This window comes from Streptomyces sp. NPDC001828 (assembly GCF_042892175.1).
Lineage (GTDB): Bacteria > Actinomycetota > Actinomycetes > Streptomycetales > Streptomycetaceae > Streptomyces.
Genome location: NZ_JBIATV010000007.1, coordinates 40983 through 67522 on the forward strand (window position 1 = coordinate 40983; position 26540 = coordinate 67522).

General features: G+C 71.3%; 24 protein-coding genes and 4 tRNA genes. 15 read left to right on the plus strand and 13 right to left on the minus strand.

The window, feature by feature from the left end:
* Positions 1 to 53: 53 nt before the first annotated feature.
* Positions 54 to 128 (plus strand) — tRNA-Asp (locus tag ACFYZA_RS20480).
* A gap of 196 nt (positions 129 to 324) precedes the next feature.
* Positions 325 to 498, plus strand: a complete 174-nt coding sequence (locus tag ACFYZA_RS20485; protein WP_382582740.1) for a DUF6274 family protein — start codon at positions 325 to 327, stop codon at positions 496 to 498.
* Between the two features lie 387 nt (positions 499 to 885).
* Here the strand turns inward: ACFYZA_RS20485 and bldC are convergent, their stop codons facing one another.
* The gene (bldC, locus tag ACFYZA_RS20490; protein ID WP_003949541.1) at positions 886 to 1092 is read right to left on the minus strand and encodes a developmental transcriptional regulator BldC; all 207 of its coding nucleotides are present in this window, start codon (positions 1090 to 1092) and stop codon (positions 886 to 888) included.
* Between the two features lie 485 nt (positions 1093 to 1577).
* Positions 1578 to 2420, minus strand: a complete 843-nt coding sequence (locus ACFYZA_RS20495; protein ID WP_382582743.1) for a hypothetical protein — start codon at positions 2418 to 2420, stop codon at positions 1578 to 1580.
* A gap of 165 nt (positions 2421 to 2585) precedes the next feature.
* Here ACFYZA_RS20495 and ACFYZA_RS20500 point away from each other — a divergent pair, with 165 nt between their 5' ends.
* Together ACFYZA_RS20500 and ACFYZA_RS20505 are read left to right on the plus strand one after the other, a co-directional pair.
* Entirely contained in the window at positions 2586 to 3674 is a 1089-nt protein-coding gene (locus tag ACFYZA_RS20500; RefSeq protein ID WP_388492022.1) for a Leu/Phe/Val dehydrogenase, read from the plus strand.
* A 280-nt stretch (positions 3675 to 3954) separates the two neighbouring features.
* Positions 3955 to 4218 (plus strand): DUF3073 domain-containing protein, encoded by a 264-nt coding sequence (locus ACFYZA_RS20505; protein WP_382582749.1) that lies wholly within the window; start codon positions 3955 to 3957, stop codon positions 4216 to 4218.
* Between the two features lie 107 nt (positions 4219 to 4325).
* Here ACFYZA_RS20505 and purM read toward each other — a convergent pair whose 3' ends face one another.
* Positions 4326 to 5423 carry a phosphoribosylformylglycinamidine cyclo-ligase gene (gene purM, locus ACFYZA_RS20510; protein WP_382582752.1) on the minus strand — a complete coding sequence of 366 codons (1098 nt, stop codon included), beginning with the start codon at positions 5421 to 5423 and terminating at the stop codon, positions 4326 to 4328.
* A 35-nt stretch (positions 5424 to 5458) separates the two neighbouring features.
* A complete protein-coding gene (gene purF, locus ACFYZA_RS20515; RefSeq protein ID WP_382582755.1) occupies positions 5459 to 6985 on the minus strand; it encodes an amidophosphoribosyltransferase in 1527 nt (508 codons plus the stop codon).
* A 290-nt stretch (positions 6986 to 7275) separates the two neighbouring features.
* Here purF and ACFYZA_RS20520 point away from each other — a divergent pair, with 290 nt between their 5' ends.
* Positions 7276 to 7368 (plus strand): putative leader peptide, encoded by a 93-nt coding sequence (locus ACFYZA_RS20520; protein WP_324901219.1) that lies wholly within the window; start codon positions 7276 to 7278, stop codon positions 7366 to 7368.
* A gap of 100 nt (positions 7369 to 7468) precedes the next feature.
* Positions 7469 to 8875 carry a sulfatase-like hydrolase/transferase gene (locus tag ACFYZA_RS20525; RefSeq protein WP_382582758.1) on the plus strand — a complete coding sequence of 469 codons (1407 nt, stop codon included), beginning with the start codon at positions 7469 to 7471 and terminating at the stop codon, positions 8873 to 8875.
* Between the two features lie 30 nt (positions 8876 to 8905).
* Here ACFYZA_RS20525 and ACFYZA_RS20530 read toward each other — a convergent pair whose 3' ends face one another.
* Entirely contained in the window at positions 8906 to 9703 is a 798-nt protein-coding gene (locus ACFYZA_RS20530; protein WP_382582761.1) for a sterol carrier family protein, read from the minus strand.
* On the opposite strand from ACFYZA_RS20530, the gene ACFYZA_RS20535 reads away from it, so the two are divergent.
* The gene (locus tag ACFYZA_RS20535) at positions 9702 to 9917 is read left to right on the plus strand and encodes a hypothetical protein (RefSeq protein WP_382582765.1); all 216 of its coding nucleotides are present in this window, start codon (positions 9702 to 9704) and stop codon (positions 9915 to 9917) included. The two genes, ACFYZA_RS20530 and ACFYZA_RS20535, sit on opposite strands and share 2 nt — an antisense overlap.
* 57 nt (positions 9918 to 9974) lie before the next feature.
* Here the strand turns inward: ACFYZA_RS20535 and purL are convergent, their stop codons facing one another.
* From purL to purS, 3 genes are read right to left on the minus strand one after another with little or no spacing between them, the layout of a single operon-like run.
* Complete coding sequence (gene purL, locus ACFYZA_RS20540) at positions 9975 to 12224, minus strand: phosphoribosylformylglycinamidine synthase subunit PurL (RefSeq protein WP_388492024.1); 2250 nt, start codon at positions 12222 to 12224, stop codon at positions 9975 to 9977.
* Entirely contained in the window at positions 12224 to 12904 is a 681-nt protein-coding gene (purQ, locus tag ACFYZA_RS20545) for a phosphoribosylformylglycinamidine synthase subunit PurQ (protein WP_382582770.1), read from the minus strand. Before purQ ends, purL begins: the two co-directional genes overlap by 1 nt.
* Positions 12901 to 13161: a phosphoribosylformylglycinamidine synthase subunit PurS gene (gene purS, locus ACFYZA_RS20550; RefSeq protein ID WP_078966365.1), complete on the minus strand. Its 261-nt coding sequence runs from the start codon at positions 13159 to 13161 to the stop codon at positions 12901 to 12903. Before purS ends, purQ begins: the two co-directional genes overlap by 4 nt.
* A 315-nt stretch (positions 13162 to 13476) precedes the next feature.
* Between purS and ACFYZA_RS20555 the strand changes: the two genes are divergently transcribed.
* From ACFYZA_RS20555 to ACFYZA_RS20590, 8 genes are all read left to right on the plus strand, one after another.
* Entirely contained in the window at positions 13477 to 13794 is a 318-nt protein-coding gene (locus tag ACFYZA_RS20555) for an Lsr2 family protein (RefSeq protein ID WP_382582773.1), read from the plus strand.
* A gap of 123 nt (positions 13795 to 13917) precedes the next feature.
* Positions 13918 to 13989, plus strand: a tRNA-Gly gene (locus ACFYZA_RS20560).
* 78 nt (positions 13990 to 14067) lie between these two features.
* Positions 14068 to 14140: transfer RNA gene (locus tag ACFYZA_RS20565), tRNA-Gly, on the plus strand.
* 227 nt (positions 14141 to 14367) lie between these two features.
* A complete protein-coding gene (locus ACFYZA_RS20570) occupies positions 14368 to 15312 on the plus strand; it encodes an ABC transporter ATP-binding protein (RefSeq protein ID WP_388492025.1) in 945 nt (314 codons plus the stop codon).
* Complete coding sequence (locus ACFYZA_RS20575) at positions 15309 to 16127, plus strand: ABC transporter permease (protein ID WP_382582778.1); 819 nt, start codon at positions 15309 to 15311, stop codon at positions 16125 to 16127. The genes ACFYZA_RS20570 and ACFYZA_RS20575 overlap by 4 nt, the downstream gene beginning before the upstream one ends.
* 17 nt (positions 16128 to 16144) lie before the next feature.
* Positions 16145 to 17362, plus strand: coding sequence for a sensor histidine kinase (locus ACFYZA_RS20580; RefSeq protein WP_388492027.1), 1218 nt, complete (start codon positions 16145 to 16147; stop codon positions 17360 to 17362).
* Positions 17359 to 17970, plus strand: coding sequence for a response regulator transcription factor (locus ACFYZA_RS20585; protein WP_382582784.1), 612 nt, complete (start codon positions 17359 to 17361; stop codon positions 17968 to 17970). The genes ACFYZA_RS20580 and ACFYZA_RS20585 overlap by 4 nt, the downstream gene beginning before the upstream one ends.
* Positions 17971 to 17992: 22 nt before the next feature.
* Positions 17993 to 18065: transfer RNA gene (locus tag ACFYZA_RS20590), tRNA-Gly, on the plus strand.
* Positions 18066 to 18124: 59 nt separating this feature from the next.
* On the opposite strand, the gene ACFYZA_RS20595 is transcribed toward ACFYZA_RS20590, so the two are convergent.
* From ACFYZA_RS20595 to ACFYZA_RS20615, 5 genes are all read right to left on the minus strand, one after another.
* The gene (locus ACFYZA_RS20595) at positions 18125 to 19024 is read right to left on the minus strand and encodes a phosphoribosylaminoimidazolesuccinocarboxamide synthase (protein ID WP_382582787.1); all 900 of its coding nucleotides are present in this window, start codon (positions 19022 to 19024) and stop codon (positions 18125 to 18127) included.
* Between the two features lie 196 nt (positions 19025 to 19220).
* The gene (locus ACFYZA_RS20600) at positions 19221 to 20717 is read right to left on the minus strand and encodes a N,N-dimethylformamidase beta subunit family domain-containing protein (RefSeq protein WP_382582790.1); all 1497 of its coding nucleotides are present in this window, start codon (positions 20715 to 20717) and stop codon (positions 19221 to 19223) included.
* Between the two features lie 202 nt (positions 20718 to 20919).
* The gene (locus ACFYZA_RS20605; protein WP_388492029.1) at positions 20920 to 22584 is read right to left on the minus strand and encodes a hypothetical protein; all 1665 of its coding nucleotides are present in this window, start codon (positions 22582 to 22584) and stop codon (positions 20920 to 20922) included.
* A gap of 282 nt (positions 22585 to 22866) precedes the next feature.
* Positions 22867 to 24123: a phosphoribosylamine--glycine ligase gene (gene purD, locus ACFYZA_RS20610; RefSeq protein WP_388492030.1), complete on the minus strand. Its 1257-nt coding sequence runs from the start codon at positions 24121 to 24123 to the stop codon at positions 22867 to 22869.
* Positions 24124 to 24181: 58 nt separating this feature from the next.
* Complete coding sequence (locus tag ACFYZA_RS20615) at positions 24182 to 26473, minus strand: DNA polymerase III subunit gamma and tau (protein WP_388492032.1); 2292 nt, start codon at positions 26471 to 26473, stop codon at positions 24182 to 24184.
* Positions 26474 to 26540 lie beyond the last annotated feature (67 nt).

A 26540-nucleotide genomic window follows, 5' to 3' on the forward strand; every position in this document is an offset into this window, starting at 1 on the left:
TGACCTGCTGTACAGTCTCACTCGCAGCCAAGCACCAACGGGCTGCGAAACAAGGTCCTGTGGAGCAGTTTGGAGTGCTCGCCACCCTGTCAAGGTGGAGGCCGCGGGTTCAAATCCCGTCAGGACCGCAGTAGATCGAGGGCCGCATCCCATGGATGCGGCCCTCGCTGTTTGCCCCACGTGCGGGCCCCTCGGCCGTGTCCGCCCGCCGGGCCCCCGACGCGGCCCGGATTCCAGCGGATCCGGGCCTTCTCGCCGTCTTGACGGGGGCACCTGCCGCCGGTACCCCTGCAAGGAGGGGAACGGGGCCCCAGGAGGTGGCGCATGGCGGTTACGTCGAGGCACGAGACGCGGGCGCTGCTGCGCGCCCATCTGTCGGCCGCTCTGGGCTATCGCCACCTCACCCGGCACTGCGCGGTCTGCCACCGGCTCCTGCGGCTCGCCATGGAGGTCGGCGAGCCCGCCGGCCCCGAGGACGAAAGTCCCCCCAACCGGTGACCTATGGCGGGCCGGTGGCGATCCGTGCGGTGAGAGGCTCTGAGTGAACGTCTCTTGAGGGTGTGACGGGAGTCACGGAACGAGTTTCCGGAACGGGTGAACTTACACCCCTCATACAACGCCCCGATTTAATATGTGCAATTGCACCACCCTCGGCGGTGATGCCCCGGAGTCGGCGGAAGGCACCCCACCGAAGCGGCCACGGGGTGGCGTGGGGGAGTTGCCGGACGTGCCGGACAAGGCCGGACATAAAAAATCGCGCTGGACCCGGCGGAGTCCAGCGCGATCAATGACGCGGCCCGTTGGGGCGGGCAGACGTCATGTGGAGCTATAGGCGGGCTCGGCCGGAGTGGGGGCCCCGGAACGCCCGGACTATTGGGGTGTTGTTCAGGCCTCGCTGCGCTGCTGCGGAATACCCGCCAGCAGTGCGCGGACCTCTGCCTCGCGGTACCGGCGGTGTCCACCCAGGGTGCGGATGGACGTGAGCTTGCCGGCCTTCGCCCAGCGGGTCACCGTCTTCGGGTCCACGCGGAACATCGTGGCAACCTCAGCCGGGGTCAACAGCGGCTCGGCATCAGGGGTGCGAGCGGTCATGAGCGGCCTCCTCGGGAGAACCGAACCTTCTCGGTTCTTTCCTCTAAATTCTGCACCTTGACCCGCGTTGCCCGAAATGGCGGACGCGAGCCGAGTCGGTTATAGGACGAACGGCTTGTCCTCGGCACTACAACTACACCATCCGTCCAGCCACGTCGGCCAAACCGATGGAATTGCCCTCCCAGGTGTTCATCAGCGACGGAAGCCGATGGACCATGCCATAGCGGACAGTCACGCCACAGTGACGATCAGTCACAGAGCGATCAGGAGTCGTCAGACCCCCCATAGCAAGCAATACCGAGCAATCCGCCCTTAGTTGGGCGGAAGGGATCCTCCCCGGACCCCTTGTCCTATTTTGGCACGAGGGTGGGGTCTGGACGCAAGGGTGAGATAAGTGCGGTCCGTCACCCTTGGGGCAAAGGCCCGGATCAGGACCTACGTCCTGGGGCAGCCGTTCGAACGCCCCGGATCCGGCCGAAAGGGCCTCAGTTGGCCATCCGGCGTTCCTTGACGGCCCGCCAGCGCTCCGTGAAGCGGCCGTACGCCTCCTGCGCGCCCGCGTCGTCGCCGGCCCGCAGCGCGGCGACGCCCTCCGCCACGTCGGCCGCCGAGCGGTCCGCCTTCAGGCTGTCCGGGGAGAGGACGTGCACCAGGCCGCCGTAGTCCAGCTCGACCAGCGAGCGCGGATGGAATTCCTCCAGCCACCGCCCGACGTCCACCAGGCCCTCGGTCAGCGGCCCCTCGTCGATGCGGTCCCGCACCGCGCGCAGCGCCCTCGCGAGGCGCCGCCGGGCCTGGACCATCGGAGTGCGGTAGCGCAGCACGGGCGCCTCGGCACCCGCACCCGGTGCATACTCGCGCTCTTCGTCCGAAAAGACCGTGAACCAGCTCACAGGGACGTGCCAGACACTGGTCAAGATCCAGGGCCGGGCATCCGGGTTCCGCGCGCGCCAGCGCTCGTAGTCCGCCTCGGCCTGCCGCCGCACCACCGGAGGCAGCAGCGCGTCCAGGAGCGGCTCGGGAAACTGCTCGACGAGCACCTCGAGGGCCTGCCAGCCGCGCAGCCGGGTCCGCCAGGGACACACGCACACGACCCCGTCGACCTCGGCCACGAACGCGTCCGCGCTCTCGTGCACCGGCACCGGGACGGGCGGGGTGGGCACCAAGTCGGCCAGCGCGCGCCGGAGTTCGTCCTGGGCACCTGGAGTGCGCCCGCGCTCGGCATAGCTCGCCCAGTGGCCGCGCTCGGGTTCGGGAAAGGCGGCAAGGGGCTCGTACACCCGCAGGTAGGACGCGTACGGAACGATCACCGAGGACACCACCGCCATGCCCCGCATCGTCCCACGGGCACGCCTCCGTGACCCCCGGTGGGGGTGATCCTGGGCACTGCGCCTGATCTACGGGCGCGTAGGACTTAACCTGCTCCCGAACCAGGCCCGCCACCACCCACCGGCGGGCCGTCAACCGCCGCTTCGTACTTGGGAGTCACCACCGTGACCGATGTGACCGGAGCCGATGACGTACTGCACACCCTCTTCCGCTCCGACCAGGGCGGACACGAGCAGGTAGTGCTGTGTCAGGACCGAGCCACCGGGCTCAAGGCCGTCATCGCCATCCACTCCACCGCCCTGGGCCCGGCCCTGGGCGGTACGCGCTTCTACCCGTACGCGACCGAGGCCGAGGCCGTCGCCGACGCCCTCAACCTGTCGCGCGGGATGTCGTACAAGAACGCCATGGCCGGGCTCGACCACGGCGGCGGCAAGGCCGTGATCATCGGTGACCCCGAGACGATCAAGTCCGAAGACCTCCTGCTCGCCTACGGCCGGTTCGTGGCCTCCCTCGGCGGGCGCTACGTGACGGCCTGCGACGTCGGTACGTACGTCGCCGACATGGACGTCGTGGCGCGCGCCTGCCAGTGGACCACCGGCCGCTCCCCCGAGAACGGCGGCGCGGGCGACTCCTCCGTACTGACCGCGTTCGGCGTCTTCCAGGGCATGCGGGCCTCGGCCCAGCACCTGTGGGGCGACCCGACGCTGCGCGGCCGCAAGGTCGGCGTCGCCGGCGTCGGCAAGGTCGGCCGCCACCTCGTCGAGCACCTGCTCGCCGACGGCGCCGAGGTCGTGATCACGGACGTGCGCGAGGAGTCGGTGCGCGCCATCACCGAGCGGCACCCCGAGGTCGCCGTCGCCGCCGACACCGAGGCGCTGATCCGCACCGGGGGCCTGGACATCTACGCCCCCTGCGCGCTCGGCGGCGCCCTGAACGACGCGAGCGTGCCGGTGCTCACCGCGAAGGTGGTGTGCGGCGCGGCCAACAACCAGCTCGCGCACCCGGGTGTGGAGAAGGACCTCGCGGACCGCGCGATCCTGTACGCACCCGACTACGTCGTGAACGCGGGCGGCGTGATCCAGGTCGCCGACGAGCTCCACGGCTTCGACTTCGACCGCTGCAAGACCAAGGCGGCGAAGATCTTCGACACCACGCTTGCCATATTCGCTCGTGCGAAGGAAGACGGCATTCCGCCGGCTGCGGCGGCCGACCGGATCGCCGAGCAGCGCATGGCGGAGGCACGTCAACACTGAGCCTCGGAAGGGCCCGCCGGCCGCGCTGAGAGACATGACTCACGCCGGTCGGCGGGTCGGGCGCCAAGAAGAGGTTAAAATCGCGGTTGACCAGCGAGTACAGGGCGCTTTGTTGGTTCTGCCAAGTGGCGCGTCATGCGGGCGGCGTACCGTATGGCCGCGGAAGCAGGTACCGTTGAAGCCCTACGGACGCGGTTTCTCCATGGAGAGACCGTTCCGGATCATGAACGCGTGTCAAGACTCTGGGGCCGTCGAGCCCCGTCACCGAGGGGGTCGAGCCATGGGGCGCGGCCGGGCAAAGGCCAAGCAGACGAAGGTCGCCCGCCAGCTGAAGTACAGCAGCGGCGGGACTGACCTGTCGCGTCTGGCCAACGAGCTGGGCGCATCTACTCCGAGCCCGACAGTGAGCCAACCGCCGAACGCGGAGCCACTGGAGGACGACGAGGACGAGGACCCGTACGCCCGCTATGCGGATCTGTACGGGAATGACGACGAGGACGAGGACGAAGAGTCCGGTCCGTCGTCGCAGCGCCGCGGCGCTTGACTTCGCTGATCCCGCTTTCGCAGCAACGCACGTCTTCGCTGCTCTGAGCACACCGACCCGGTCCAGGGCCTTCGCCCCGGACCGGGTTTTGTGCTGCCCGTAACGGCCTACTTGGCGTAGTCGCCGGTGAGCTCGGCGCCGTCGCGGTGATCGCCACGCCCGACGATCTCGCCGGCGACCCAGGCGTCCACGCCCCGGTCCGCGAGGGTCTGGAGCGCCACGTCGACCGAGGCCCCGGGGACGATCGCCATCATGCCGACGCCCATGTTGAGCGTCTTCTCAAGTTCGAGCCGCTCGACCTTGCCCGCCGTGCCGACGAGGTCGAAGACCGCGCCCGGCGTCCAGGTCGAGCGGTCGACCGTGGCGTGCAGGTGGTCCGGGATCACCCGGGCCAGGTTGTTGGCAAGACCGCCGCCGGTGATGTGGCTGAAACCGTGCACCTCGGTGGTGCGGGTCAGGGCCAGGCAGTCGAGCGAGTAGATCTTGGTGGGCTCCAGGAGCTCCTCGCCGAGCGTGCGGCCGAACTCCTCGACGTGCTGGTCCAGGGTCATCCTGGCCCGGTCGAACACCACATGACGGACGAGTGAGTACCCGTTCGAGTGAAGACCGGAGGACGCCATGGCGATGACCGCGTCGCCCTCGCGAATGCGGTCGGCGCCCAGGAGCTGGTCGTACTCGACGACACCGGTGCCGGCGCCGGCCACGTCGAAGTCGTCGGGGCCGAGCAGCCCCGGGTGCTCGGCGGTCTCGCCGCCGACGAGCGCGCAGCCCGCGAGGACGCAGCCTTCGGCGATGCCCTTCACGATGGCCGCGACCCGCTCGGGGTGGACCTTGCCGACGCAGATGTAGTCGGTCATGAACAGCGGCTCGGCACCGCACACGACCAGGTCGTCGACGACCATGCCGACGAGGTCGTGCCCGATGGTGTCGTACACGCCCATCTTGCGGGCGAGGTCGACCTTCGTGCCGACGCCGTCGGTGGCGGAGGCGAGCAGCGGGCGCTCGTAGCGCTTGAGGGCCGAGGCGTCGAAGAGTCCGGCGAATCCGCCGAGGCCGCCCAGGACCTCGGGCCGCTTCGTCTTCTTCACCCACTCCTTCATCAGCTCGACGGCGCGGTCGCCCGCCTCGATGTCGACGCCCGCGGCTGCGTAGCTGGCACCGGTGCCCGCGTGCGGAGCACGCTCATTGGGTTCAGCAGATGGCATGGCTCTGGAGAACTTTCGTGTCGTACTGCAGGGTCTTACGGGCGGCGCAGGGCGTCGGCGGCCGCGGTCGCGGCGGGGCCGGAGGCCAGCTCCGACTCCAGGAGCTGCTTGCCGAGCAGCTCGGGGTCGGGGAGCTCCATCGGGTACACGCCGTCGAAGCAGGCGCGGCAGAGGTTGTCCTTGGGGATCGTCGTCGCTTCGATCATCGCGTCGGTCGAGATGTACGAGAGCGAGTCGGCGCCCATGGACGTGCCGATCTCCTCGATGGTCATGCCGTTGGCGATCAGCTCCGCGCGGGTCGCGAAGTCGATGCCGAAGAAGCAGGGCCACTTCACCGGCGGCGACGAGATCCGGATGTGGACCTCGGCGGCGCCCGCCTCGCGGAGCATCTTCACGAGGGCGCGCTGGGTGTTGCCGCGGACGATCGAGTCGTCGACGACCACCAGGCGCTTGCCCCGGATGACTTCCTTGAGCGGGTTCAGCTTGAGCCGGATGCCGAGCTGTCGGATGGTCTGCGAGGGCTGGATGAACGTACGGCCGACGTAGGCGTTCTTCACCAGGCCCGAGCCGTACGGGATGCCGCTGGCTTCCGCGTATCCGATCGCGGCGGGGGTGCCGGACTCCGGAGTCGCTATCACCAGGTCGGCCTCGACGGGCGCTTCCTTGGCGAGTTTCCGTCCCATCTCCACTCGGGAGAGGTAGACGTTGCGGCCCGCGATGTCGGTGTCCGGGCGCGCCAGGTAGACGTACTCGAAGACACAGCCCTTGGGCTTCGCTTCTGCGAATCGAGAGGTGCGCAGGCCGTTCTCGTCGATGGCGACGAGCTCGCCCGGCTCGATCTCGCGGACGAAGCTGGCGCCGCAGATGTCGAGGGCCGCGCTCTCGGACGCCACGACCCAGCCGCGCTCCAGGCGGCCGAGCACCAGCGGGCGGATGCCCTGCGGGTCACGGGCGCAGTAGAGCGTCTGCTCGTCCATGAAGACGAGCGAGAAGGCGCCCTGGACCTGCGGGAGGACCTTGGCGGCCGACTCCTCGATCGTCAGCGGCTTGCCGTCGTCGTCCGTCTGGCCCGCGAGCAGCGCGGTGACCAGGTCGGTGTCGTTGGTGGCGGCGAGCTGGGTGGCCCGGCCGTTCTCCTTGGGCAGCTCGGCGACCATCTCCGCGAGCTGCGCGGTGTTCACCAGGTTGCCGTTGTGGCCGAGCGCGATCGAGCCGTGGGCGGTCGCCCTGAACGTCGGCTGAGCGTTCTCCCACACGGAGGCACCGGTGGTCGAGTAGCGGGCGTGACCGACCGCGATATGACCTTGGAGGGAACCGAGAGAGGTCTCGTCGAAGACCTGGGAAACAAGTCCCATGTCCTTGAAGACGAGGATCTGGGAGCCGTTGCTGACCGCGATGCCCGCGGATTCCTGGCCCCGATGTTGGAGGGCGTAGAGCCCGAAGTAAGTGAGCTTCGCGACCTCTTCACCCGGAGCCCAGACACCGAAGACGCCGCAAGCGTCCTGGGGGCCCTTCTCACCGGGGAGCAGGTCGTGGTTGAGTCGTCCGTCACCACGTGGCACGCCACCGAGTGTAGGCGAGATCGACCACTGGTCCGAATTGGGGATATCGACAGCCGGGCACCCCGCACCCTTTTGTAGCTTTCGTGCCTCGCACTCCGGAAGCGGACCCCCGCCACCCCCGGTACGACATCACCGCAGGTGAGGACGGGCACTCCGGGGGCGTTCGCGGCGTTTGCAGCTGCTCGCGGTGACGGATTGCGACCGGGTCGTGTGTGACGGAGTTCGCTCCGGTCCCGCCCTTCGGGACGCTCATTGACAGGTACCTGTGCGCTGCGTGAGGCTCCTGCACCATGCAGCCTCTGAGTGACCTCGCGGTCACGCTCGTCGAGCGCCGGCACGTCGACCTGGTCCGTGTCGCCAGCGCCATCTGTCGCTGCGCGTAAGTACGCCCCAGACCCCGCCCCCTGACTCCCCCCGCCCGCAAGGGCCGGGCCGTGATGTCCCGAGGGGCTGTTTCTCCACCTCTTCCTCTGGAGCCCTTCCGTGCCCTCGCACACCCGGAAACTGTCCCGTCGTGCCTTCGGCGGCGCCGTCGGAGCCACCGCCGCGGCCGCCGCCGTCGGGCTGCCCGCCACCGAAGCCGAAGCCGCCGCCGACCGGAGCGAGCGACCGTTCCGTGCCGCCCCGGGACGGCACTCCGCGCGGCCGAACATCCTGTTCATCCTCGGCGACGACCTCGGCTGGGCCGACCTGTCGTCGTACGGGGCGCCGCACATCCGCACCCCCAACCTGGACCGCCTGGCCCGCCAGGGCGTGCGGTTCACCGATGCGTACTCGGGCTCGGCGACCTGCTCGCCGACCCGGTTCAGCCTGTACACCGGGCGCTTCCCGGGGCGTACGAAGGGCGGCCTCGCCGAGCCGATCGCGGACCACGGCGTGGGCCTCGACCCGACCCACCCCACGCTCGCGTCCCTGCTGCGCGGCGCCGGCTACGCGACCGCCCTGATCGGCAAGTGGCACTGCGGCTACCTCCCCGACTACTCGCCCACCAAGTCCGGCTGGGACGAGTTCTTCGGGAACTTCGGCGGCGCCCTGGAGTACTACTCCAAGCTGGGCCTCGCCGGCGAGTACGACCTGTACGAGGGCGACGCCGAGTACAAGGACCTGCGGTACTACACCCGGATCCTGACCGAGCGGGCGAGCGAGTACGTGCGCCGCGAGCACGACCGGCCCTGGCTGCTCAACCTGAACTTCACCACCCCGCACTGGCCCTGGATCGCCGACGGCGACACCGAGGAGAGCGCGGAGGTCGTACGCCGCATCAAGGCCGGGCAGCCCAATGCGCTGTTCCACTACGACGGCGGCTCGGTCGCGAAGTACACCGAGATGGTGGAGGACCTCGACCGGTCGGTCGGCGCCGTGCTCGACGCGCTCAAGCGCTCCGGGCAGGAGCGCGACACCCTGGTGTTCTTCGCCTCGGACAACGGCGGCGAGCGCTTCTCCTACAACTGGCCGCTGAGCGGCAACAAGGCCTCGCTCCAGGAGGGCGGCATCCGCGTCCCCACCATCGTGCGCTGGCCGTCCCGGATCGACGGCGGCCAGGTCAGCCACGTGCCGAACTTCTCGCCGGACTGGACCGCGACCCTGCTCGAACTCGCCGGGGCCCGCCCGCACCCCGCCTATCCGCTCGACGGCACCAGCCTCGCCGGGTACCTGCTGCGCGGCGAGCGGCTCCGCGAGCGGGACCTGTTCTGGCGGGTCCGGGGCGAGCGGGCGCTGCGGCGCGGGGACTGGAAGTACTACCGGGGCCGGGGCGGCCAGGACCAGCTGTTCAACCTCGCGGCCGACCAGCGCGAGCAGGCGGACCGCGCGACGGACGACCCGGCCCGGCTCGCCCAGCTCCGCGCCGCCTGGGAGAAGACCGACGCGACGCTCCTCAAGTACCCCTGATGAAGGCCGAGTTCGCCTGAATTCGCCCGGTCACGACATCACCGGCAGCACCGCCGCCAGGTCCGCCCGCTCGCCGCTCGCCGCGACCTTCGCCGCGTCCAGGGCCTCGGCCCAGCCGACGCGCCCGGTGGCGAGGCGGACCCAGGTGAGCGGGTCGGTCTCGACGACGTTGGGCGGGGTGCCCCGGGTGTGCTTGGGGCCCGCCACGCACTGCACCACGGCGTACGGCGGGATCCTTACCTCGACCGAGCCACCGGGCGCCTTCACCGCGAGGGCGTCGGCCAGCAGCCGGACGCAGGCGGCGAGGGCCTGGCGGTCGTGCGGGACGCCGAGTCCGGGCAGCGCGTCGTTCAAGTCGTCGGTGTGGACGGTGAGTTCGACGGTCCGGGTCACCAGGACGTCGGCGAAGGTCATCGCGCCGAACCGGGTCGGCAGGAGGCGGTCGTCCGCAGTGCTCGCGAAGAGCTCCGCGGTGCGGGCGGCGCGCTCCTCGAACAGTGCGCCGAGGTCGTCGACAGAGGCCGCCAACTCCCTTGTCCGATCGGCCACTTGAGCCGCCGCGGGCGCCGTGGCGAACGGCCAGTCGAGCAGCGCGACCTCCTGCTTCAGCGGCTCCGCCTCGGCGAGCTGGCGGTCCAGCATGCCGAGCGCCATGGTGTGGTGCACGGCGAGCTCACGCACCGTCCAGTCGCCGAGCCGGGTGGGCCGGGCCAGCTGCTCGGGCGTGAGCGTGCGGACGGCTTCGCGTACGTTGCCGAACTGGGCGAGGACGGCGGCCCGGATCTTCGCCGGGTCGTATCTGCGGGTGCGCTTCTTGGCCGGGGGCATGCGCCCGAGCCTACTTCGGGGCCCGCTGCGGGCCGGGACAGCTCCCCAGACCGTTCTCGACCCGCGCGAACGCCCGCTCGGCGGGCTCGGCGGCATCGGCGGCGCGGCGGCCGGGGTCACGGCCCTCGCCGCGGTGCTCGCCGTGCGGCTGCCCGCCGACACGCGGGCCGCATCCGTACCGGCGACGAAGGGCAGTCAACTCGTCGCCGCCTGAGCGCACTTCGGCCCCGTACCCATCAACTGGGTTACGGGGCCGAGGCGTTGGCGCGTACTAGGCCAGCAGCGAGGGGATCGTCGCCTCGTGGACCGTGCGCAGTTCCGCGAGGCCGAGGCTGAACTCGCCCTGGACCTCGATGGATTCGCCGTCCACGACACCGATCCGGGTCGCCGGAAGGCCGCGCGCGCCGCACATGTCGGTGAAGCGCAGCTCCTCCGAGCGCGGCACGGACACGACGGCGCGGCCGGCCGACTCGCTGAACAGGAACGTGAACGCGTCCAGGCCGTCCGGGACGACGAGGCGTGCGCCGTTGCCGCCCTTGAGGCAGGACTCGGTCACGGCCTGGACCAGACCGCCGTCGGACAGATCGTGCGCGGCGTCGATCATGCCGTCGCGGGAGCCCGAGATCAGGATCTCGCCGAGCAGCTTCTCGCGGTCCAGGTCGACCTGGGGCGGCAGACCGCCCAGGTGGTCGTGGACGACCTGGGACCAGGCCGAGCCGCCGAACTCCTCGCGGGTGTCACCGAGGAGGTACAGCAGCTGCCCCTCCTGGGCGAACGCGATCGGGGTGCGCCGGTTCACGTCGTCGATCACGCCGAGCACCGCGACCACGGGGGTCGGGTGGATGGCGGTCTCGCCGGTCTGGTTGTAGAGCGAGACGTTGCCGCCGGTCACCGGGGTGCCGAGCTGGAGGCAGCCGTCCGCGAGACCACGGGTGGCCTCGGCGAACTGCCACATCACGTCCGGGTCCTCGGGGGAGCCGAAGTTGAGGCAGTCCGAGATCGCGAGGGGCTTCGCGCCGGAGGCCGCCACGTTGCGGTAGGCCTCGGCGAGCGCGAGCTGGGCGCCGGTGTACGGGTCGAGCTTGGCGTACCGGCCGTTGCCGTCGGTCGCCATGGCCACGCCCAGGTTCGACTCCTCGTCGATCCGGACCATGCCCGCGTCCTCGGGCATCGCGAGCACCGTGTTGCCCTGCACGAAACGGTCGTACTGGTCGGTGATCCACGCCTTGGAGGCCTGGTTCGGGGAGCCGACCAGCTTGAGGACCTGGTCCTTCAGCTCGTCGCCCGACCGCGGGCGCGCCAGCTTGCCGGCGTCGTCGGCCTGGAGCGCGTCCTGCCAGGAGGGGCGGGCGAAGGGGCGGTGGTAGACCGGGCCCTCGTGCGCGACCGTGCGCGGCGGCACGTCCACGATTCTCTCGCCGTGCCAGAAGATCTCCAGCTGGGAGCCCTCGGTCACCTCACCGATGACGGTGGCGATGACGTCCCACTTCTCGCAGATCTCCATGAAGCGGTCGACGTGCTGCGGCTCGACGACCGCGCACATGCGCTCCTGCGACTCGCTCATGAGGATTTCCTCGGGCGAGAGCGAGGAGTCGCGCAGCGGCACGGTGTCCAGCTCGACGCGCATGCCTCCGGAACCGGCGCTCGCGAGCTCGGAGGTCGCGCAGGAAAGGCCCGCGCCGCCCAGGTCCTGGATGCCCGCGACGAGCTTCTCCTTGAAGATCTCAAGGGTGCACTCGATGAGGAGCTTCTCCTGGAACGGGTCGCCGACCTGGACCGCCGGGCGCTTGGCGGGGCCCGTCGACTCGAAGGTCTCCGAGGCGAGCACCGAGACGCCGCCGATGCCGTCGCCGCCGGTGCGGGCGCCGTACAGGATGACCTTGTTGCCGGGGCCCGACGCCTTCGCGAGGTGGATGTCCTCGTGCCTCATCACGCCGATGCAGCCGGCGTTGACCAGCGGGTTGCCCTGGTAGCAGGCGTCGAAGACGACCTCGCCGCCGATGTTCGGCAGGCCCAGGCAGTTGCCGTAGCCGCCGATGCCCGCGACGACGCCGGGCAGGACGCGCCGGGTGTCGGGGTGGTCGGCCGCGCCGAAGCGCAGCGGGTCGACGACCGCGACCGGGCGGGCGCCCATGGCGAGGATGTCGCGGACGATGCCGCCGACGCCGGTGGCCGCGCCCTGGTAGGGCTCGATGTAGCTGGGGTGGTTGTGCGACTCGACCTTGAAGGTGACCGCGTACCCCTGGCCGACGTCGACGACGCCCGCGTTCTCGCCGATGCCGACCAGCATGGCGTCGTTCTCGGGGACCTTGTCGCCGAACTGCTTCAGGTGCACCTTGCTGCTCTTGTAGGAGCAGTGCTCGGACCACATGACGGAGTACATGGCGAGCTCGGCGCCGGTCGGGCGGCGGCCGAGGATCTCCCGGATGCGCGCGTACTCGTCCTCCTTGAGGCCGAGTTCCTTCCAGGGCTGCTCGACGTCGGGGGTCTCGGCGGCGTGCAGAACAGTGTCGAGAGTCATCAGACGTTGACCAGCTTCTTCAGGATCGAGGTGAAGAATCCGAGGCCGTCGGTACGGCCCGTACCGATCAGCGGCTCCACGGCGTGCTCGGGGTGCGGCATCAGGCCGACGACGTTGCCGGCGGCGTTGGTGATGCCGGCGATGTCACGGAGCGAGCCGTTGGGGTTCTGGTCCAGGTAGCGGAACGCGACCCGGCCCTCGGCCTCCAGCTCGTCGAGGGTGCGCTCGTCGGCCACGTAACGGCCGTCCATGTTCTTGAGCGGGACCCGGATCTCCTGGCCGGCCTCGTAGTCGGAGGTCCAGGCGGTCTCCGCGTTCTCCACCCGCAGCTTCTGCTCGCGGCAGATGAAGTGCAGGTGGTTGTTGCGGAGCATGGCGCCCGGCAGCAGGTGCGACTCGGTGAGGACCTGGAAACCGTTGCAGATGCCGAGGACCGGAAGACCGGCCCTGGCCTGCTCGATGACCGTCTCCATCACCGGCGAGAACCGGGAGATGGCCCCGGCCCGCAGATAGTCGCCGTAACTGAACCCGCCGGCCAGGACGACAGCGTCGACCTGCTTGAGGTCCTTGTCGCGGTGCCAGAGCGAAACCGGCTCGGCGCCCGCGATGCGCACGGCCCGCAGACTGTCCCGGTCGTCGAGCGTGCCGGGGAAGGTGACAACGCCGATGCGTGCAGTCACTTGGACTGCTCCTCGACCTTGACGGTGAAGTCTTCGATAACGGTGTTGGCGAGGAAGGTCTCGGCCATCTCGTGGATGCGGGCGAGGGCGGCCTCGTCGACCGGCCCCTCGACCTCGAGCTCGAAACGCTTTCCCTGACGTACGTCGCCGATCCCCTCGAAGCCGAGACGGGGCAGTGCGCGCTGCACCGCCTGTCCCTGCGGGTCGAGGATTTCCGGCTTGAGCATGACGTCGACTACGACGCGTGCCACTGGCACTCCCGGTGTGGTGTGGTGCGAAGGCGGTTCCCTCAGAGTACCCGCCCAGAAAATCTACGCGGGTAGATATCGCTAACACCTGATCACGTTCCGGTTTCGGCGACGACAACACGTGGGAAAAATCCCGAGAAAAAGTCGCCGAAGTCATTGCGTTGAGACACGCTGATGCAATTGGCTGGGCTTCACATTGCAATGGCTGCCGCTGTACAAAGGAATCCCAGCGAAAACAACATTGCTCCATAACAGCCGGAAGGCCGGTATCGCCGCACGTCAGGCACGTGGGAGTGGCGAGACCGTAGGAAGGAACCGATATCCGTGGCTCAGCGCGTAGTGGTCACACTCTCCGATGACATCGACGGCGGAGAAGCGGCGGAAACGGTCACGTTCGGCCTGGACGGAAAGGTCTACGAGATCGACCTCAATCCCGCCAATGCAAAGAAACTGCGCAAGGCGCTCGCGCCTTACGTGACGGCGGGCCGCAAGCACTCGAAGTCCGGCAGGACCTACCGGCACACCGCCGTCGCTCCCGACCCGGCGGCCGTCCGCGCCTGGGCGCGCTCCAACAAGATGGACGTGCCGGCCCGAGGCCGGATCCCCAAGAAGGTCTACGAGGCCTTCGCCGAGGCGAGCTGATCTCCCGCCCGGGGCGGCTCTGCGGCCGCCCCGGGCACCGGAGTTGCAAACCCCCCCTGCTGATCAGCTAGAGTCTGGAGCACGCCGAGGGGCAAGGCCGAAAAGCCAAGTCCACCGGAGCGTGCGGGTGTAGTTCAGTAGTAGAACACCCCCCTTCCAGGGGGGAGGCGCAGTGTGCAATTCCTGTCACCCGCTCCGCATCGTCTGCCGGCCACGTTTGTGGATCAGGTAGAGTGGTGCTCGCGCCGTCCAGTGAGAGCTGGTCGGAGGCATGCGGACGTGGCTCAGTTGGTAGAGCATCACCTTGCCAAGGTGAGGGTCGCGAGTTCGAATCTCGTCGTCCGCTCAGGAATCACCAAGGGCCCCGGTTCATTGAACCGGGGCCCTTGGTCATGTGGTCACGCGCCCGAGAGCCGGAAACGCGAGCGCCCGATACGCGAGCGCCGGATACGCGAGCGCCGCGCGCCCCGAGTCGCTTACCCGGCCAAGTGCCGCTCCCCTCCTGACATTTGTCATGAGCCGCGATGACAGCGCGCACTGCCCCGGCCGCCCAGGTGGCGGAACGCTGGAGGCATGGCAGGCACAGCGAATGTGATCGAGGTCGAGGAGCTGCGGCGCACCTACGCCGGGGGCTTCGAGGCCGTATCCGGAATCTCCTTCTCCGTGGCGCGCGGCGAACTCTTCGCGCTGCTCGGCACCAACGGCGCGGGAAAGACCTCCACCGTCGAACTCCTCGAAGGACTGGCCCGGCCCACCGCCGGCAGCGTCCGGGTGCTCGGGCACGACCCGTACACCGAGCGGGCCGTGGTGCGCCCCCGCACCGGGGTGATGCTCCAGGAGGGCGGCTTCCCCGCCGAGCTGACCGTCGCCGAGACCGTCCGCATGTGGGCGGGCTGCACCAGCGGGGCCCGGCCGGTCGGTGAGGCGCTCGAACTCGTCGACCTGGCCCGGCGCTCGCAGGTGCGGGTCAAGCAGCTCTCCGGGGGTGAGAAACGCCGGCTCGACCTGGCGCTCGCGCTGCTCGCGCGGCCCGAGGTGCTCTTCCTCGACGAGCCGACGACCGGTCTCGACGCCGAAGGGCGGCGCGAAACCTGGGAGTTGGTGCGCGCGCTGCGCGACGGCGGCACCACCGTGCTGCTGACCACCCACTACCTGGAGGAGGCCGAGGCGCTGGCCGAGCGGCTCGCGATCCTGCACGAGGGGCGGATCGCGGCGAGCGGACGGGTCGACGAAGTCGTCGCGGCCCAGCCCTCGCACATCTCCTTCGATCTGCCCGACGGCTACCACCTGGGCGATCTCCCGCCGCTCGACCGGCTCGGCATCACGAGCCACGAGACGGCGGGCCGCACCGTGCGGCTGAAGACCAAGGAGCTCCAACTCGCCGCCACCGGGCTGCTGTTGTGGGCCAGGGACAGCGGGGTCGAGCTGCGGGGGCTCGATGTGCGCTCGGCCTCGCTCGAAGAGGCGTTCCTCAAGATCGCGCAGAACCAGCGCGGAGAAACGGAGGCCACCCGATGAGCACCACCCTGGACGCGGCGCAGAGCCCGGTCCTGGCGCCCGCGCGGTCGCTCAGGACCGCGGCGGACCGCATGAAGGCGCTGGCCCGGGCCGAACTGACCCTGCTCGGCCGGAACAAGTCCGCGATGTTCACCGTGCTCGTACTGCCGGGCCTGCTCACCGTCTCCATGTACGGGACGGTCGACAGCATCGACCTGGGCAAGAACGGGCTGAACGCCGGGACCGTGCTGCTGCCCGGCTCGCTCGGCTTCGCCCTGCTCTTCGCCCTGTACTCGCCGCTGGTCGGCATCTACGTCGTACGCCGCGAGGAACTCGTCCTGAAGCGGCTTCGCACCGGGGAGCTGCGGGACCGGGAGATCCTGGCGGGGGCGGCGCTGCCCGCGGTGCTCATCGCCCTCGCGCAGTCCGTGCTGCTCGTGGTGGGCTGCTCGCTGTGGCTGCACGTGCCGCTGCCCGAGGTGGGGTGGCTCGCGGCCGTCGGGCTGCTGCTCGGCATCGCCATGATGGGCGCGCTCGCGGCGGCGACCTCCGCCGTCACCAGGACCGCCGAGGGCGCCCAGATCGCGGTCATGCCCATGATGCTGCTCTCGGTCGCCGGATCGGGCATGGTCGTCCCCCTCGACGTGATGCCCGACAAGATCGCCGCGGTGTGCGACATGCTGCCGCTCACCCCGGTGATCCAGCTGATCAGGAGCGCCTGGACGGGCGGGGCCGACGCGGGTGACGTACTGCGGGAGCTGCTCGTCATGGTTGTCTGGACGTCCATCGCGGTACTGGTCGTGCGCAAGCGCTTCCGCTGGGAGCCGCGGCGCTGAGACGAGGGGGCGACGGCGTGATCGGCGGGATACGGGGCTGGCATCAGCGCCACTGGCGGGACCTCAGCAGGATCGAGAAGGTCGAACTGCAGAGCCGGGTGATCTGGCGCTGCACGACGTGGTTCTTCTTCCTCAGCTGGGAAGTGCCGTTCGTCCTGGAGGGCCTGCGGCACCAACGGCTGCCGCTCGCCCTCGCGGTGGCCACGCTCGCCGCGGGCGCGGCGCAGGCCCACCAGGGCATCCGGGCACACCGCCGCGCGCTCGACCAGTACCTGGGGCGGGGCGCGATGCCGCGCCGGCCGCTCGTGGTGGCGCTCGCGCTCTGCCTGCTCTCGTTCGTCCTGCTCGGCGGGCTCTACGCGGCGCACGGCGTCAGGGAGGCCGAGCTCATCATGATCGCGCTCTACGTCGTGGTGCCGTTCGGGATGACGTACAGCCTCCTCGTCGCGCCCTGGACGTTCCTGCGGCGGTTCGCCCTGCTCGCCCTGCCGACCGTCGCGGTGTTCGCGGTGGCCGGGGTGCGCGGCGAACGGCTGGTCTATCTGGCCCTCGTGGTCGCCCTGTCCGGCACGTACATCCTGCTGATGGCGCGCTGCGGGGCCTGGACGCTCTCGGCGATGTGGGAGTCGGACCGGGCCCGCGAGACCGAGGCCCGCCTCGCCGTCGCCGAGGAACGGCTGCGCTTCGGGCGGGACATGCACGACGTGCTGGGCCGCAACCTCGCCGTCATCGCGCTCAAGGCCGAGCTCGCCGTCCAGCTCGCCCAGCGCGGCCGGCCCGAGGCGGTGGCGCAGATGGTGGAGGTGCAGCGCATCGCCCAGGAATCACAGAAAGAGGTACGGGAAGTGGTGCGCGGCTATCGCGAGGCGGACCTCGGGGTGGAGATCGAGGGGGCCCGGGGGGTGCTCCAAGCGGCCGGGATCGGCTGTGAGTACAGCGGGCCCGCCGAGGGCCTGACCGTGGAGGCCCAGTCGGCGCTCGGCTGGGTGGTGCGCGAGGCCACCACCAACGTACTGCGGCACGGGGACGCCCGCAGTGTGGCGATCCGGCTCGCGGTCGCCGAGCACACCGCGACCCTGGTCGTCGAGAACGACGGCGTGCCCGAGCGGCCCAGCACCACCCCGGGCTCCGGCCTCGCGGGCCTGCGCGAGCGGCTCTCGGCGCTCGGCGGCACCCTGGAGGCGGGACCGGCGGGCGAAGGCCTGTTCCGGCTGACCGCGGAGGTGCCCAGATGAGCCGGGTACGGGTGCTGCTCGCCGACGACGAGCACCTGATCCGGGGCGCGCTCGCGGCGCTGCTCGGCCTGGAGGACGACCTGGAGGTCGTCGCCGAGGCCGCCTCCGGCCCCGAGGCGCTCGCGATGGCACGGGCCCACCGGCCCGATGTGGCGGTCCTCGATCTGGAGATGCCGGGCGCGGACGGTGTGACGGTGGCCACAAAACTGCGGGCCGAACTGCCGTCCTGCCGGACCATGATCGTGACCAGCCACGGGCGCCCTGGCCACCTCAAGCGGGCCCTGACGGCGGGCGTGCGGGGCTTCGTGCCGAAGACCGTCAGCGCCCAGCGGCTCGCCGAGATCATCCGGTCGGTGCACGCCGGAAACCGTTATGTGGACCCGGAGTTGGCGGCCGACGCGATCTCCGCAGGGGACTCTCCGCTGACCGTTCGCGAGGCCGAGGTGCTCGGGTTCGCGGCCGACGGGGCACCCGTCGCGGAGATCGCCGAGCGGGCCGCGCTGTCCCAGGGAACGGTCCGCAACTACCTCTCGTCGGCCGCCGCGAAGCTGGGTGCGGAGAACCGTCATACGGCGGTGCGTCTCGCTCGCGAGCGCGGTTGGGTATAGTGGTCTCCGCGCCACGGCGCATGCGAACGTAGCTCAGCTGGTAGAGCACCACCTTGCCAAGGTGGATGTCGCGAGTTCGAACCTCGTCGTTCGCTCCGTAGAAGGAGAAGCCCCCCGGCCCTCGACCGGGGGGCTTCTTCGTCGTCCGCGCCGGTTACGCCCAGCTGGTCCCGGTGAGCTGCTCGTACGCCTCGATGTACTTGCTCCGGGTCGCGTCCACGATCTGCTGCGGCAGCGCCGGCGGCGGCTGCTCGCTCTTGCGGTCCCAGCCGGACTCCGGCGAGGTCAGCCAGTCGCGGACGTACTGCTTGTCGTAGGACGGCTGGTCGTGGCCCGGCTCCCAGGTGGCGGCCGGCCAGAAGCGCGAGGAGTCCGGGGTGAGCACCTCGTCGGCGATGACGAGTTCCTCGCCCGCGAAGCCGAACTCGAACTTGGTGTCCGCGAGGATGATGCCCCGCTCGCGCGCGATGTCGCGGGCCCGCCCGTACACGGCGAGGGTGGCCTGGCGCAGCTGGGCGGCGGTCTCCGCGCCGATCTGGCGGGCGACCTCCTCGTAGCTCACGTTCTCGTCGTGTTCGCCGACGGCGGCCTTGGTGGCGGGCGTGAAGATCGGCGCGGGCAGCTCGGACCCGTTGGCCAGGCCCTCGGGCAGCGCGAGGCCGCACACCGTGCGGGACTCGTTGTACTCGACCAGCCCGGAGCCGGCGAGGTAACCGCGGGCCACGCACTCCACCGGGACCATCGCGAGCGACTTGCACACCAGGGTGCGGCCCGCCCAGTCGGCGGGGGCGCCGGCCGGGACCTCGCTGGAGATGACGTGGTTGGGGACCAGGTCGGCGAGCAGGTCGAACCACCACAGCGAGAGCTGGGTCAGGACCCGGCCCTTGTCGGGGATCTCGGTGGGCAGCACCCAGTCGTACGCGGACATCCGGTCGCTGGCGACCATGACGAGGTCGCCCGCCTCGTTCCGATAGAGGTCACGCACCTTGCCCGTGTGGAGGTGGGTCAGGCCCGGCACCTGCAGGGGCTCGGGCTTTTCTACGAATCCGGACACGGTTCCTCCGCGTAGGTTGATCCAGGAGCGATTCCGATTCTCTCGCATGCGGCCGGGGACCACCGTCGCGGGTCGGGTGCGGGTCGGGTCCCGGTGCCTCCGGCGTCACGGTCCGGGGCCCAGCGGCCCGTGGAGCGCGTCACGGTCCGGGCCCCGGCGGCCCGTGGAGCGCGGCATGGCCGGGCCGTGGCCCGCGTCAGTCCCGCTTGCAGATGCGGTCGAGGAGGTTGGCCGTGGCCCGCTGGATGCGGGAGTCCACATGGCCGGGCCGGTCGAGCGCCGGGGACCAGGCGAAGGTGCCCGAGGCGAAGACGAGCGCGCCGGACGGCGCTCGGTACAGGGATGTCTCCTGGTGCCTGACGTGCTGCTCGCTGTCCCGGTAGGGGGAGTGGGCGAGCAGGATGCGGTCCCGGTGCTCGGGGAGGGCGGTGCGCGGGTAGTAGCGGTCGGCCTCGCCCGCGACCAGGCCCTCGATCTCGTCGCCGTCCCCGGCCCCGGTCGCCTCCCACAGCCAGTGGCTCGCGTTGCGGACGACCATGGGGTGCGGCTCGGGGACGCGGCCCGCGTACTGGATGCCCAGGAGCTGCTGCTCGGGCCGGGCGATCTCGCGCCACAGGGCGGGCCGGCCGGGGCCGCGGCGCTTGCGGCAGGTCAGCAGCCGGTCCGGCACCCCGGACGGGGAGGGCCCCAACTCCACTTGCCAGTAAAGGGAGTTGGCCGACAGGAAGACCAGCGAGGTGCCGCCGTCACGGGCCAGTTCGACGGCCCGGCGCATGGGAGCCGACCAGTACTCGTCGTGGCCGGGGAAGACCAGGCCGCGGTAGCGGGTGGGGTCGACGCGTCCGGCGTGCAGATCGCGGGCGTCCGCGTAGGCGAGGTCGTAGCCGTAGCGCTCGGCCCAGCGGATGAAGTCGTAGGCGTGGCCCACGTGCAGGGGCAGGCCCGCGCCCGCGTACGGCCGGTCGAAGGAGACGGTGATCGCCGCGTCCTCCTCGCCGAGCAGCCGGCCCTCCTCGTCCCAGGCGTGGTAGAGGCTGGCGCCCGTGCGGCCGTCCTCCGGGTAGAGGTTGTAGGCCTGCCAGGTGATGTCGGGCAGCAGCAGGAGCAGATCGGCGGGGTGGCTGTCGCGAACGGTGAACGGGATGTGCGAGCGGTAGCCGTCGGCGGTGGTGAGCACGGCGACATGGGCGCCGATGGAGGCGTGCGAGGGCACTTGATAGCGCCAGGACTGCCACCAGTGGTGACAGGAGACCGTGCGGTCCACGGCCAGCGGCGGCGGCTGGACGATCCCGGACAGCCGGGGGCTGGTGGCGATCTTCGCGGCCCCGTCGCCGCCGTAGTGGCCGATCCGGTAGACGTCGACGGTGAACTGCTGCGGCGGGTCCACGGTGATGTGGAAGTCGATGGCCTCGCCGGGCGCGACGGCCCCGCTGGAGGCGAAGCCCTTGATCTGCCGTCGTACGTCGTCGGCGGTGCGCGGCCCGGTGACCCGGGGGGCGCTGCGGGGGTCGGGGGTGCCCCGCTGGACCGGGACGTGGTCGACGTACCAGGGCACCACGTGCCCGGTGTCGTCGAAGTAGGTCTCACTGCCGCGCAGCCAGGGGAGCGGGCCCTGCCCGAAGGGGTCCGAGACGGCGTGCGCGAGGGCTCCGGACTCCCAGCGCCGGATGTGCTCCGACCGCTCCACCCCCATGTCACTCCCCTCCCTCGATCCCCCGCGACAACACTGATGCGACTGTGGTGCGCGGTCTGTCCGCGACCGGTCCCCAGCACATCACATAACGCACGCACTCCGTCACCGTTCGTCGCGAATTGACGTTAACGGGAACTCGACGTTCCGGATATGTAGGGCGAACTCGCCCTCTGGGGAGCCCTGTTGGGGGCGGGCGCTCCCCTCAGACCAGGCGTACCGGCTTCTCCGGGCGGATGCCGATGGAGGAGAGCCAGCCGCGCAGTTCGTCCGGGTCGCCCTCCTCGACGAGCGCGAGCACCGGGGACCCCAGGTCCGAGCGGCGCACGTCGTCGATGAGCAGCGAGGGCCCGTCCAGCCAGTCGAGCCCGGGCAGGGCGCCCGCCGTGTCGACCGCCGCGCAGCACACCATCGCCGTCACATGGTCGGCGAGCAGCTCGCGGCCCGTGCGCTGCGGCTGGAGCGGGAAGAGCGGCACCGCGTCGATGCCCCAGGCCTCGGGGCCGGGCGCGGGCGGTGCGGACGCGGCCTCCTCGCCGGCCACCTCCGCCGCGATCCGGGCCGCGAGACGGTCGGCGGCCTCGCCGTCCGTCCCGGCCAGGTGGTCGATGACCCGGGCAAGCGTGGGCGCCGCGGACTTGGCGTCGCGCCGCTCGTCGAGCGCGTCCAGGACCCGGTGCAGCCGGGCGGCCTCGGTGCGCCACTTTCGGTCCACGACCTCCTCCGGATACGCGGCCCAGTCCACCGGCGCCCAGTCGGGGCCCGGCTCGGCGGGGCCGCCGTGGAACAGCCGGGCGGCGAGCAGCGAGGTCGCCTCGTCGGCGGCCCCGGGCTCCTCCAGGAGGTCACAGGCCGGGCGCTCGCCGAGCCGTGAGGTGAAGCCCTCGGCCAGACGGTCGCGCCGGGACAGCTCGGTGAGCGCGGAGACCACGCCCGCGTCCAGACGGGAGGGCCAGCGGCCCATCCGCCAGGCGGGCAGCGCGACCCTGGTCAGCAGCCGGTCCCAGCCCGCGTAGGCGAGCCCGACCTGCTCCTGGGCCACGATGCGTACCCCGTAGTCCACCGCCTGGGCGCGCTCGGACGCGGCGACCGCGACCCCGCGCTCCATCTCGGCGGCATGCACCCGGCAGCCCCGCAGGAGCAGCCGGGCGATCGCGGCGACGAAGCCGCAGGCGAGGCGGCGCACCGGGTCGAGCCCGGGCCGCGCGGCCAGACCCACGGCCGCGTCCAGACCCCGTACGAACCGGCGGGCGGCGGCTATGTCCGGATGCGCGGAGGGGCCCGTACCGGCGACGACCGGGGCGAGGATGGCGCGGAGCTCGCCGACGCGCATCCACCACATGAAGGGCGAGCCGATGACCAGGACCGGCGTGGCCGGCACCCGCCGGGCGCGAGCGGCCCCCGCACCGGCGCCGCGTATGAAGCGAGCGGGCATCGCCCCCCGCCCGGCGTGCGCCGGATGAGTGCGGTCCTCCAGCCAGCTGTCGCAGTCCGGGGTCAGGGCTATCGCCGAGGGCGGTGGCACATCGAGGCGCTCGGCCAGATCCCTGACCAGGCGATACAGATCGGGGGCCGCCGATTCGGCGAGGTCCACCGTCGGGGAAAGGGCCGGTCTGGCGCGTACGATCACGGCCCCGACGACGGCCGCGAGCAGCAGCACGAGCAGCGCGGTGGCGGTGACCGCCCAGCGCGCGGCGCCCCAGCCACTGCCCTCGATACGGCCCTGCGCGGCGGCGACGATCAGCACGACGGCGACGGCCGCCGGCAGCAGAGCCACGGCCAGCGCCCTGCTACGGATGCGCAGTACTGCGAGAGCCCGCGAACGCGCGTGCTGCGCGCCCACCTCTCCACCCATTCCGGTACCGGACACGGCCGGACTTCACCCCCTCTGCCCTGCGGCGGCTTTGCTCACTCCCCCACTGTGGCACCGCCCACTGACATCGCAATGCCGGTGGGCCAAGTGCCGCAACGCCCTCGCCGCACCCTAGTTGGGGCCCCGGCAGGAGTCATCCCGATGGGGCCACCGTCACTCGATGGAATGGCTTTGGGTAAAGGTGTGAGTGTTCCGGGGCGGGATGGGGTGGGGGTACGGGGGCTGGGCGCGGGGCGCGAAGGGCGGGGCGGGGGCGCCGGGCCCCCGGGCCGCGACCCGTCAGCCCAGGCCCTGCGCCGCCTCGCGGGCGATGTCCGTACGGTGCTGCGAGCCGTCGAGGCGGATCCGGCCGACCGCCGTGTACGCCCGGTCGCGGGCCTGCGTCAGGTCCTCGCCGGTCGCGGTGACCGAGAGGACACGGCCCCCGGCGCTGACGACCGCGTCGCCCTCGTGCCGGGTCCCGGCGTGCAGGACGTACGCCGTCGGCGCGTCCTCGGCCGCGACCTCGGCCAGGCCCTCGATCGGGTCGCCGGTGCGGGGCGTGGCGGGGTAGTTGTGCGAGGCGATGACCACGGTGACGGCGGCGTCGTCGCGCCAGGTCAGCGGGGGCTGGACGTCCAGGGTGCCGTTGGCCGAGTGGAACAGCACGCCCGCGAGCGGGGTCTGGAGACGGGCGAGGACGACCTGGGTCTCGGGGTCGCCGAAGCGCGCGTTGAACTCGATGACCCGCACCCCGCGCGAGATGATCGCGAGGCCCGCGTACAGCAGTCCGGAGAACGGCGTTCCGCGGCGGCGCAGTTCGTCGACGGTCGGCTGGAGGACGCTCTCCATGACCTCGTCGACGAGCTTAGGGTCGGCCCACGGAAGGGGTGAATAGGCGCCCATGCCACCGGTGTTGGGACCTTCGTCGCCGTCGAGCGCGCGCTTGAAGTCCTGCGCGGGCTGGAGCGGCAGGACGGTGACGCCGTCGGTGATCGCGAAGAGGGAGACCTCGGGGCCGTCGAGGAACTCCTCGATGACCACGCGGTCACAGGCGAGGGCGTGCTCGCGGGCCGCGGCGAGGTCGTCCGTGACGACGACGCCCTTGCCGGCCGCGAGGCCGTCGTCCTTCACCACGTACGGAGCACCGAAGGCGTCCAGCGCCTCGTCGATCTCCTCGGGGGTGGTGCAGACGTAGGAGCGGGCGGTCGGCACGCTCGCCGCCGCCATCACGTCCTTGGCGAAGGCCTTGGAGCCCTCCAGCCGCGCGGCCTCCTTCGAGGGGCCGAAGCAGGGGATGCCCGCGGCGCGCACGGCGTCGGCGACCCCGGCGACGAGTGGGGCCTCGGGCCCGACCACGACCAGCTCGCTGCCGAGCTCGGCGGCGAGGCGGGCGACCGCGTCCCCGTCCAGCTGGTCCACGGGGTGGAGCTCGGCGACCTCCGCGATCCCGGCGTTGCCGGGGGCGCAGTGCAGCGCCGTCACGTCGGGGTCGAGGGACAGGGAACGGCACAGGGCGTGCTCGCGGGCACCGCCGCCGATGACAAGGACCTTCACGGCAGCCAGCCTAGCCGCCGTGATGGCGTGATCTTTGTGCGGGTCACCAGGCGGATGCTCAGCCCTCGTTCGTATATTCCTCCACCACGGTCGCCCCGAGCTCGCGCACGATCAGGTCGTGCCCGGACAGCGCGTTGTCCACCAGGTCCGGATCGTCGTCCTCCGGAACATCGTCTTCCAGCCGGACCGGGGGCGGCGGGGGCTCCTCCTGGCGTACGGAAGGGCCGGCCTGCGGCGGCTGCTGCTTCTGCGGTGCGGGCGCGGGTGCGGCCGGGGTCGTGGCCGCCGGCCTGGAAGGCTGCGGGGGCGCCTGCGGCGGCTGGTGCTGCTGGCTCGGCTGTTGCTGGTGCTGCTGGACGGGCGGGGCGGGGGGCCGGGGGGCGGCGCCGCCGAAGTTGCCCGCGGCGGGCGGGGGCTGGGTGCCGCCCGACGGGTCGATGATCGCCTCGACCTTCCACTGCACCCCGAAGCGCTCGGAGAGCACACTGCGCAGCACGTCCTCGCTGCCGCTGCTCGCGAAGTTGTCCCGGGCACCGGCGTTGATGAAGCCGAGCTGCACGGTGGTGCCGTCGAAGCCGGCCACCTGCGCGTTCTGACTGAGCAGGATCCAGGTGAAGCGCCGCTTGTTCTTGACGGCCTCCAGAATGTCCGGCCACATGTTGCGCACCTGCATGGCATTGCCCTGCCCGCCGGGCGCGGGCGCTGCGGGCTGCGCGGCCGGAGCGGGCTCCGGTGCGGCCGGGGCGGACGCGGGCGCGGCCGAGGGCCAGGCCCCTGCGGAGGGGGCGGGTGCCGCCGCCCCCGGCCAGGCACCGGGCCGCTGGCCACCGGGCGCGGCAGCCGACGGCCAGGCCCCCGCGGGGCTCGACTCGGCGGGCTGGGGCGGGGCGGACGGTGCCTGGGGCTGCTGCTGGGCGGGCTGCGCCTGCACGGCGGGCTGGGGCGCGGGCGCCTGCGGCACCGGCTGCGCAGGGGCGGGCTGCGCCTGAGGCTGCGGCGGCTGGGCGGGCTGCTGCTGGGTGGCCTGCGGCTGGGCGGGCCCGCCCATCGGTCCCGGCCCCCCGGCCCCCGCACCCCGCACCGCGGCCCGAGCCCCTTCGGGCCCGCCGGGACCGCCCTGCATCGGCGCATGCGCCTCGGGCCCGGGCACGTACCCCATGGCGGGCCCACCGGCGGGCGCCGCCTGGAAGTTGACCCCGCGCTCAAGGCGGTCGAGACGGGCCTGGAGCGAGCGCGCGTCGTCGTACGCGGCGGGCAGCAGCACCCGGGCACAGATCAGTTCGAGCTGGAGCCGGGGCGAGGTGGCCCCGCGCATCTCGGTGAGCCCCGCGTTGACGAGATCGGCGGCCCGGCTCAGCTCGGCCGCACCGAACACGGAGGCCTGCGCCTGCATCCGCTCGACGACGTCGGCCGGGGCGTCGATGAGCCCCTTCTCCCCCGCGTCCGGAACGGCGGCGAGGATCACGAGGTCCCGCAGCCGCTCGAGGAGGTCGGCGACGAAGCGGCGCGGATCGTTGCCGCCCTCGATGACCCGCTCGACGACCTCGAACGCGGCAGCGCCGTCGCCCGACGCGAAGGCGTCGACCACGGAGTCGAGCAGCGAGGTGTCGGTGTAGCCGAGCAGGGCGGTGGCCATCGCGTACGTCACACCGTCCTCGGCGGCACCGGCGAGCAGCTGGTCCATGACGGACATCGAGTCACGCACGGAACCGGCGCCGGCGCGCACCACGAGCGGCAGCACCCCGTCCTCGATGGGAATGCCCTCGCGCCCGCAGACCTCGCCGAGGTACTCCCGCAGCGTGCCGGGCGGCACGAGGCGGAACGGATAGTGGTGCGTACGCGACCGGATCGTCCCGATGACCTTCTCGGGCTCGGTGGTGGCGAAGATGAACTTGAGGTGCTCCGGCGGCTCCTCGACGACCTTCAGGAGGGCGTTGAAGCCGGCCGAGGTCACCATGTGGGCCTCGTCGATGATGTAGATCTTGTAGCGGCTGGACGCGGGGCCGAAGAAGGCCTTCTCGCGCAGCTCACGGGCGTCGTCCACGCCACCGTGCGAAGCGGCGTCGATCTCGATCACATCGATGGAACCCGGCCCGTTGCGCGCGAGGTCCTGGCAGGACTGGCACTCCCCGCACGGGGTGGGCGTCGGCCCCTGCTCACAGTTCAGACACCGGGCCAGGATCCGGGCACTGGTCGTCTTGCCACAGCCCCGCGGCCCGCTGAACAGGTACGCGTGATTGACCCGGTTGTTCCGCAGCGCCTGCTGCAGCGGGTCAGTGACATGCTCCTGCCCGATGACCTCGGCGAACGACTCGGGGCGGTAGCGGCGGTACAGCGCAAGGGACGACACGCATACGAGGTTATCGGGGCCCACTGACAACCGGGCCCGCCGACGACGGCCCGCCCGAGGCCCCCCG

Excerpts from the sequence above, each read along its gene's own strand:
- ACFYZA_RS20535 (WP_382582765.1), top strand. The coding sequence starts at position 9,702 with ATGCGCCCGAGCCTACTTCGGGGCCCGCTGCGGGCCGGGACAGCTCCC.
- ACFYZA_RS20570 (WP_388492025.1), top strand. The coding sequence starts at position 14,368 with ATGGCAGGCACAGCGAATGTGATCGAGGTCGAGGAGCTGCGGCGCACC.
- purM (WP_382582752.1), bottom strand. The coding sequence starts at position 5,423 with ATGCCATCTGCTGAACCCAATGAGCGTGCTCCGCACGCGGGCACCGGT.
- ACFYZA_RS20520 (WP_324901219.1), top strand. The coding sequence starts at position 7,276 with ATGCAGCCTCTGAGTGACCTCGCGGTCACGCTCGTCGAGCGCCGGCAC.
- ACFYZA_RS20485 (WP_382582740.1), top strand. The coding sequence starts at position 325 with ATGGCGGTTACGTCGAGGCACGAGACGCGGGCGCTGCTGCGCGCCCAT.
- ACFYZA_RS20585 (WP_382582784.1), top strand. The coding sequence starts at position 17,359 with ATGAGCCGGGTACGGGTGCTGCTCGCCGACGACGAGCACCTGATCCGG.
- ACFYZA_RS20530 (WP_382582761.1), bottom strand. The coding sequence starts at position 9,703 with ATGCCCCCGGCCAAGAAGCGCACCCGCAGATACGACCCGGCGAAGATC.
- ACFYZA_RS20505 (WP_382582749.1), top strand. The coding sequence starts at position 3,955 with ATGGGGCGCGGCCGGGCAAAGGCCAAGCAGACGAAGGTCGCCCGCCAG.
- bldC (WP_003949541.1), bottom strand. The coding sequence starts at position 1,092 with ATGACCGCTCGCACCCCTGATGCCGAGCCGCTGTTGACCCCGGCTGAG.
- ACFYZA_RS20575 (WP_382582778.1), top strand. The coding sequence starts at position 15,309 with ATGAGCACCACCCTGGACGCGGCGCAGAGCCCGGTCCTGGCGCCCGCG.
- ACFYZA_RS20600 (WP_382582790.1), bottom strand. The coding sequence starts at position 20,717 with ATGGGGGTGGAGCGGTCGGAGCACATCCGGCGCTGGGAGTCCGGAGCC.
- purL (WP_388492024.1), bottom strand. The coding sequence starts at position 12,224 with ATGACTCTCGACACTGTTCTGCACGCCGCCGAGACCCCCGACGTCGAG.
- ACFYZA_RS20495 (WP_382582743.1), bottom strand. The coding sequence starts at position 2,420 with ATGGCGGTGGTGTCCTCGGTGATCGTTCCGTACGCGTCCTACCTGCGG.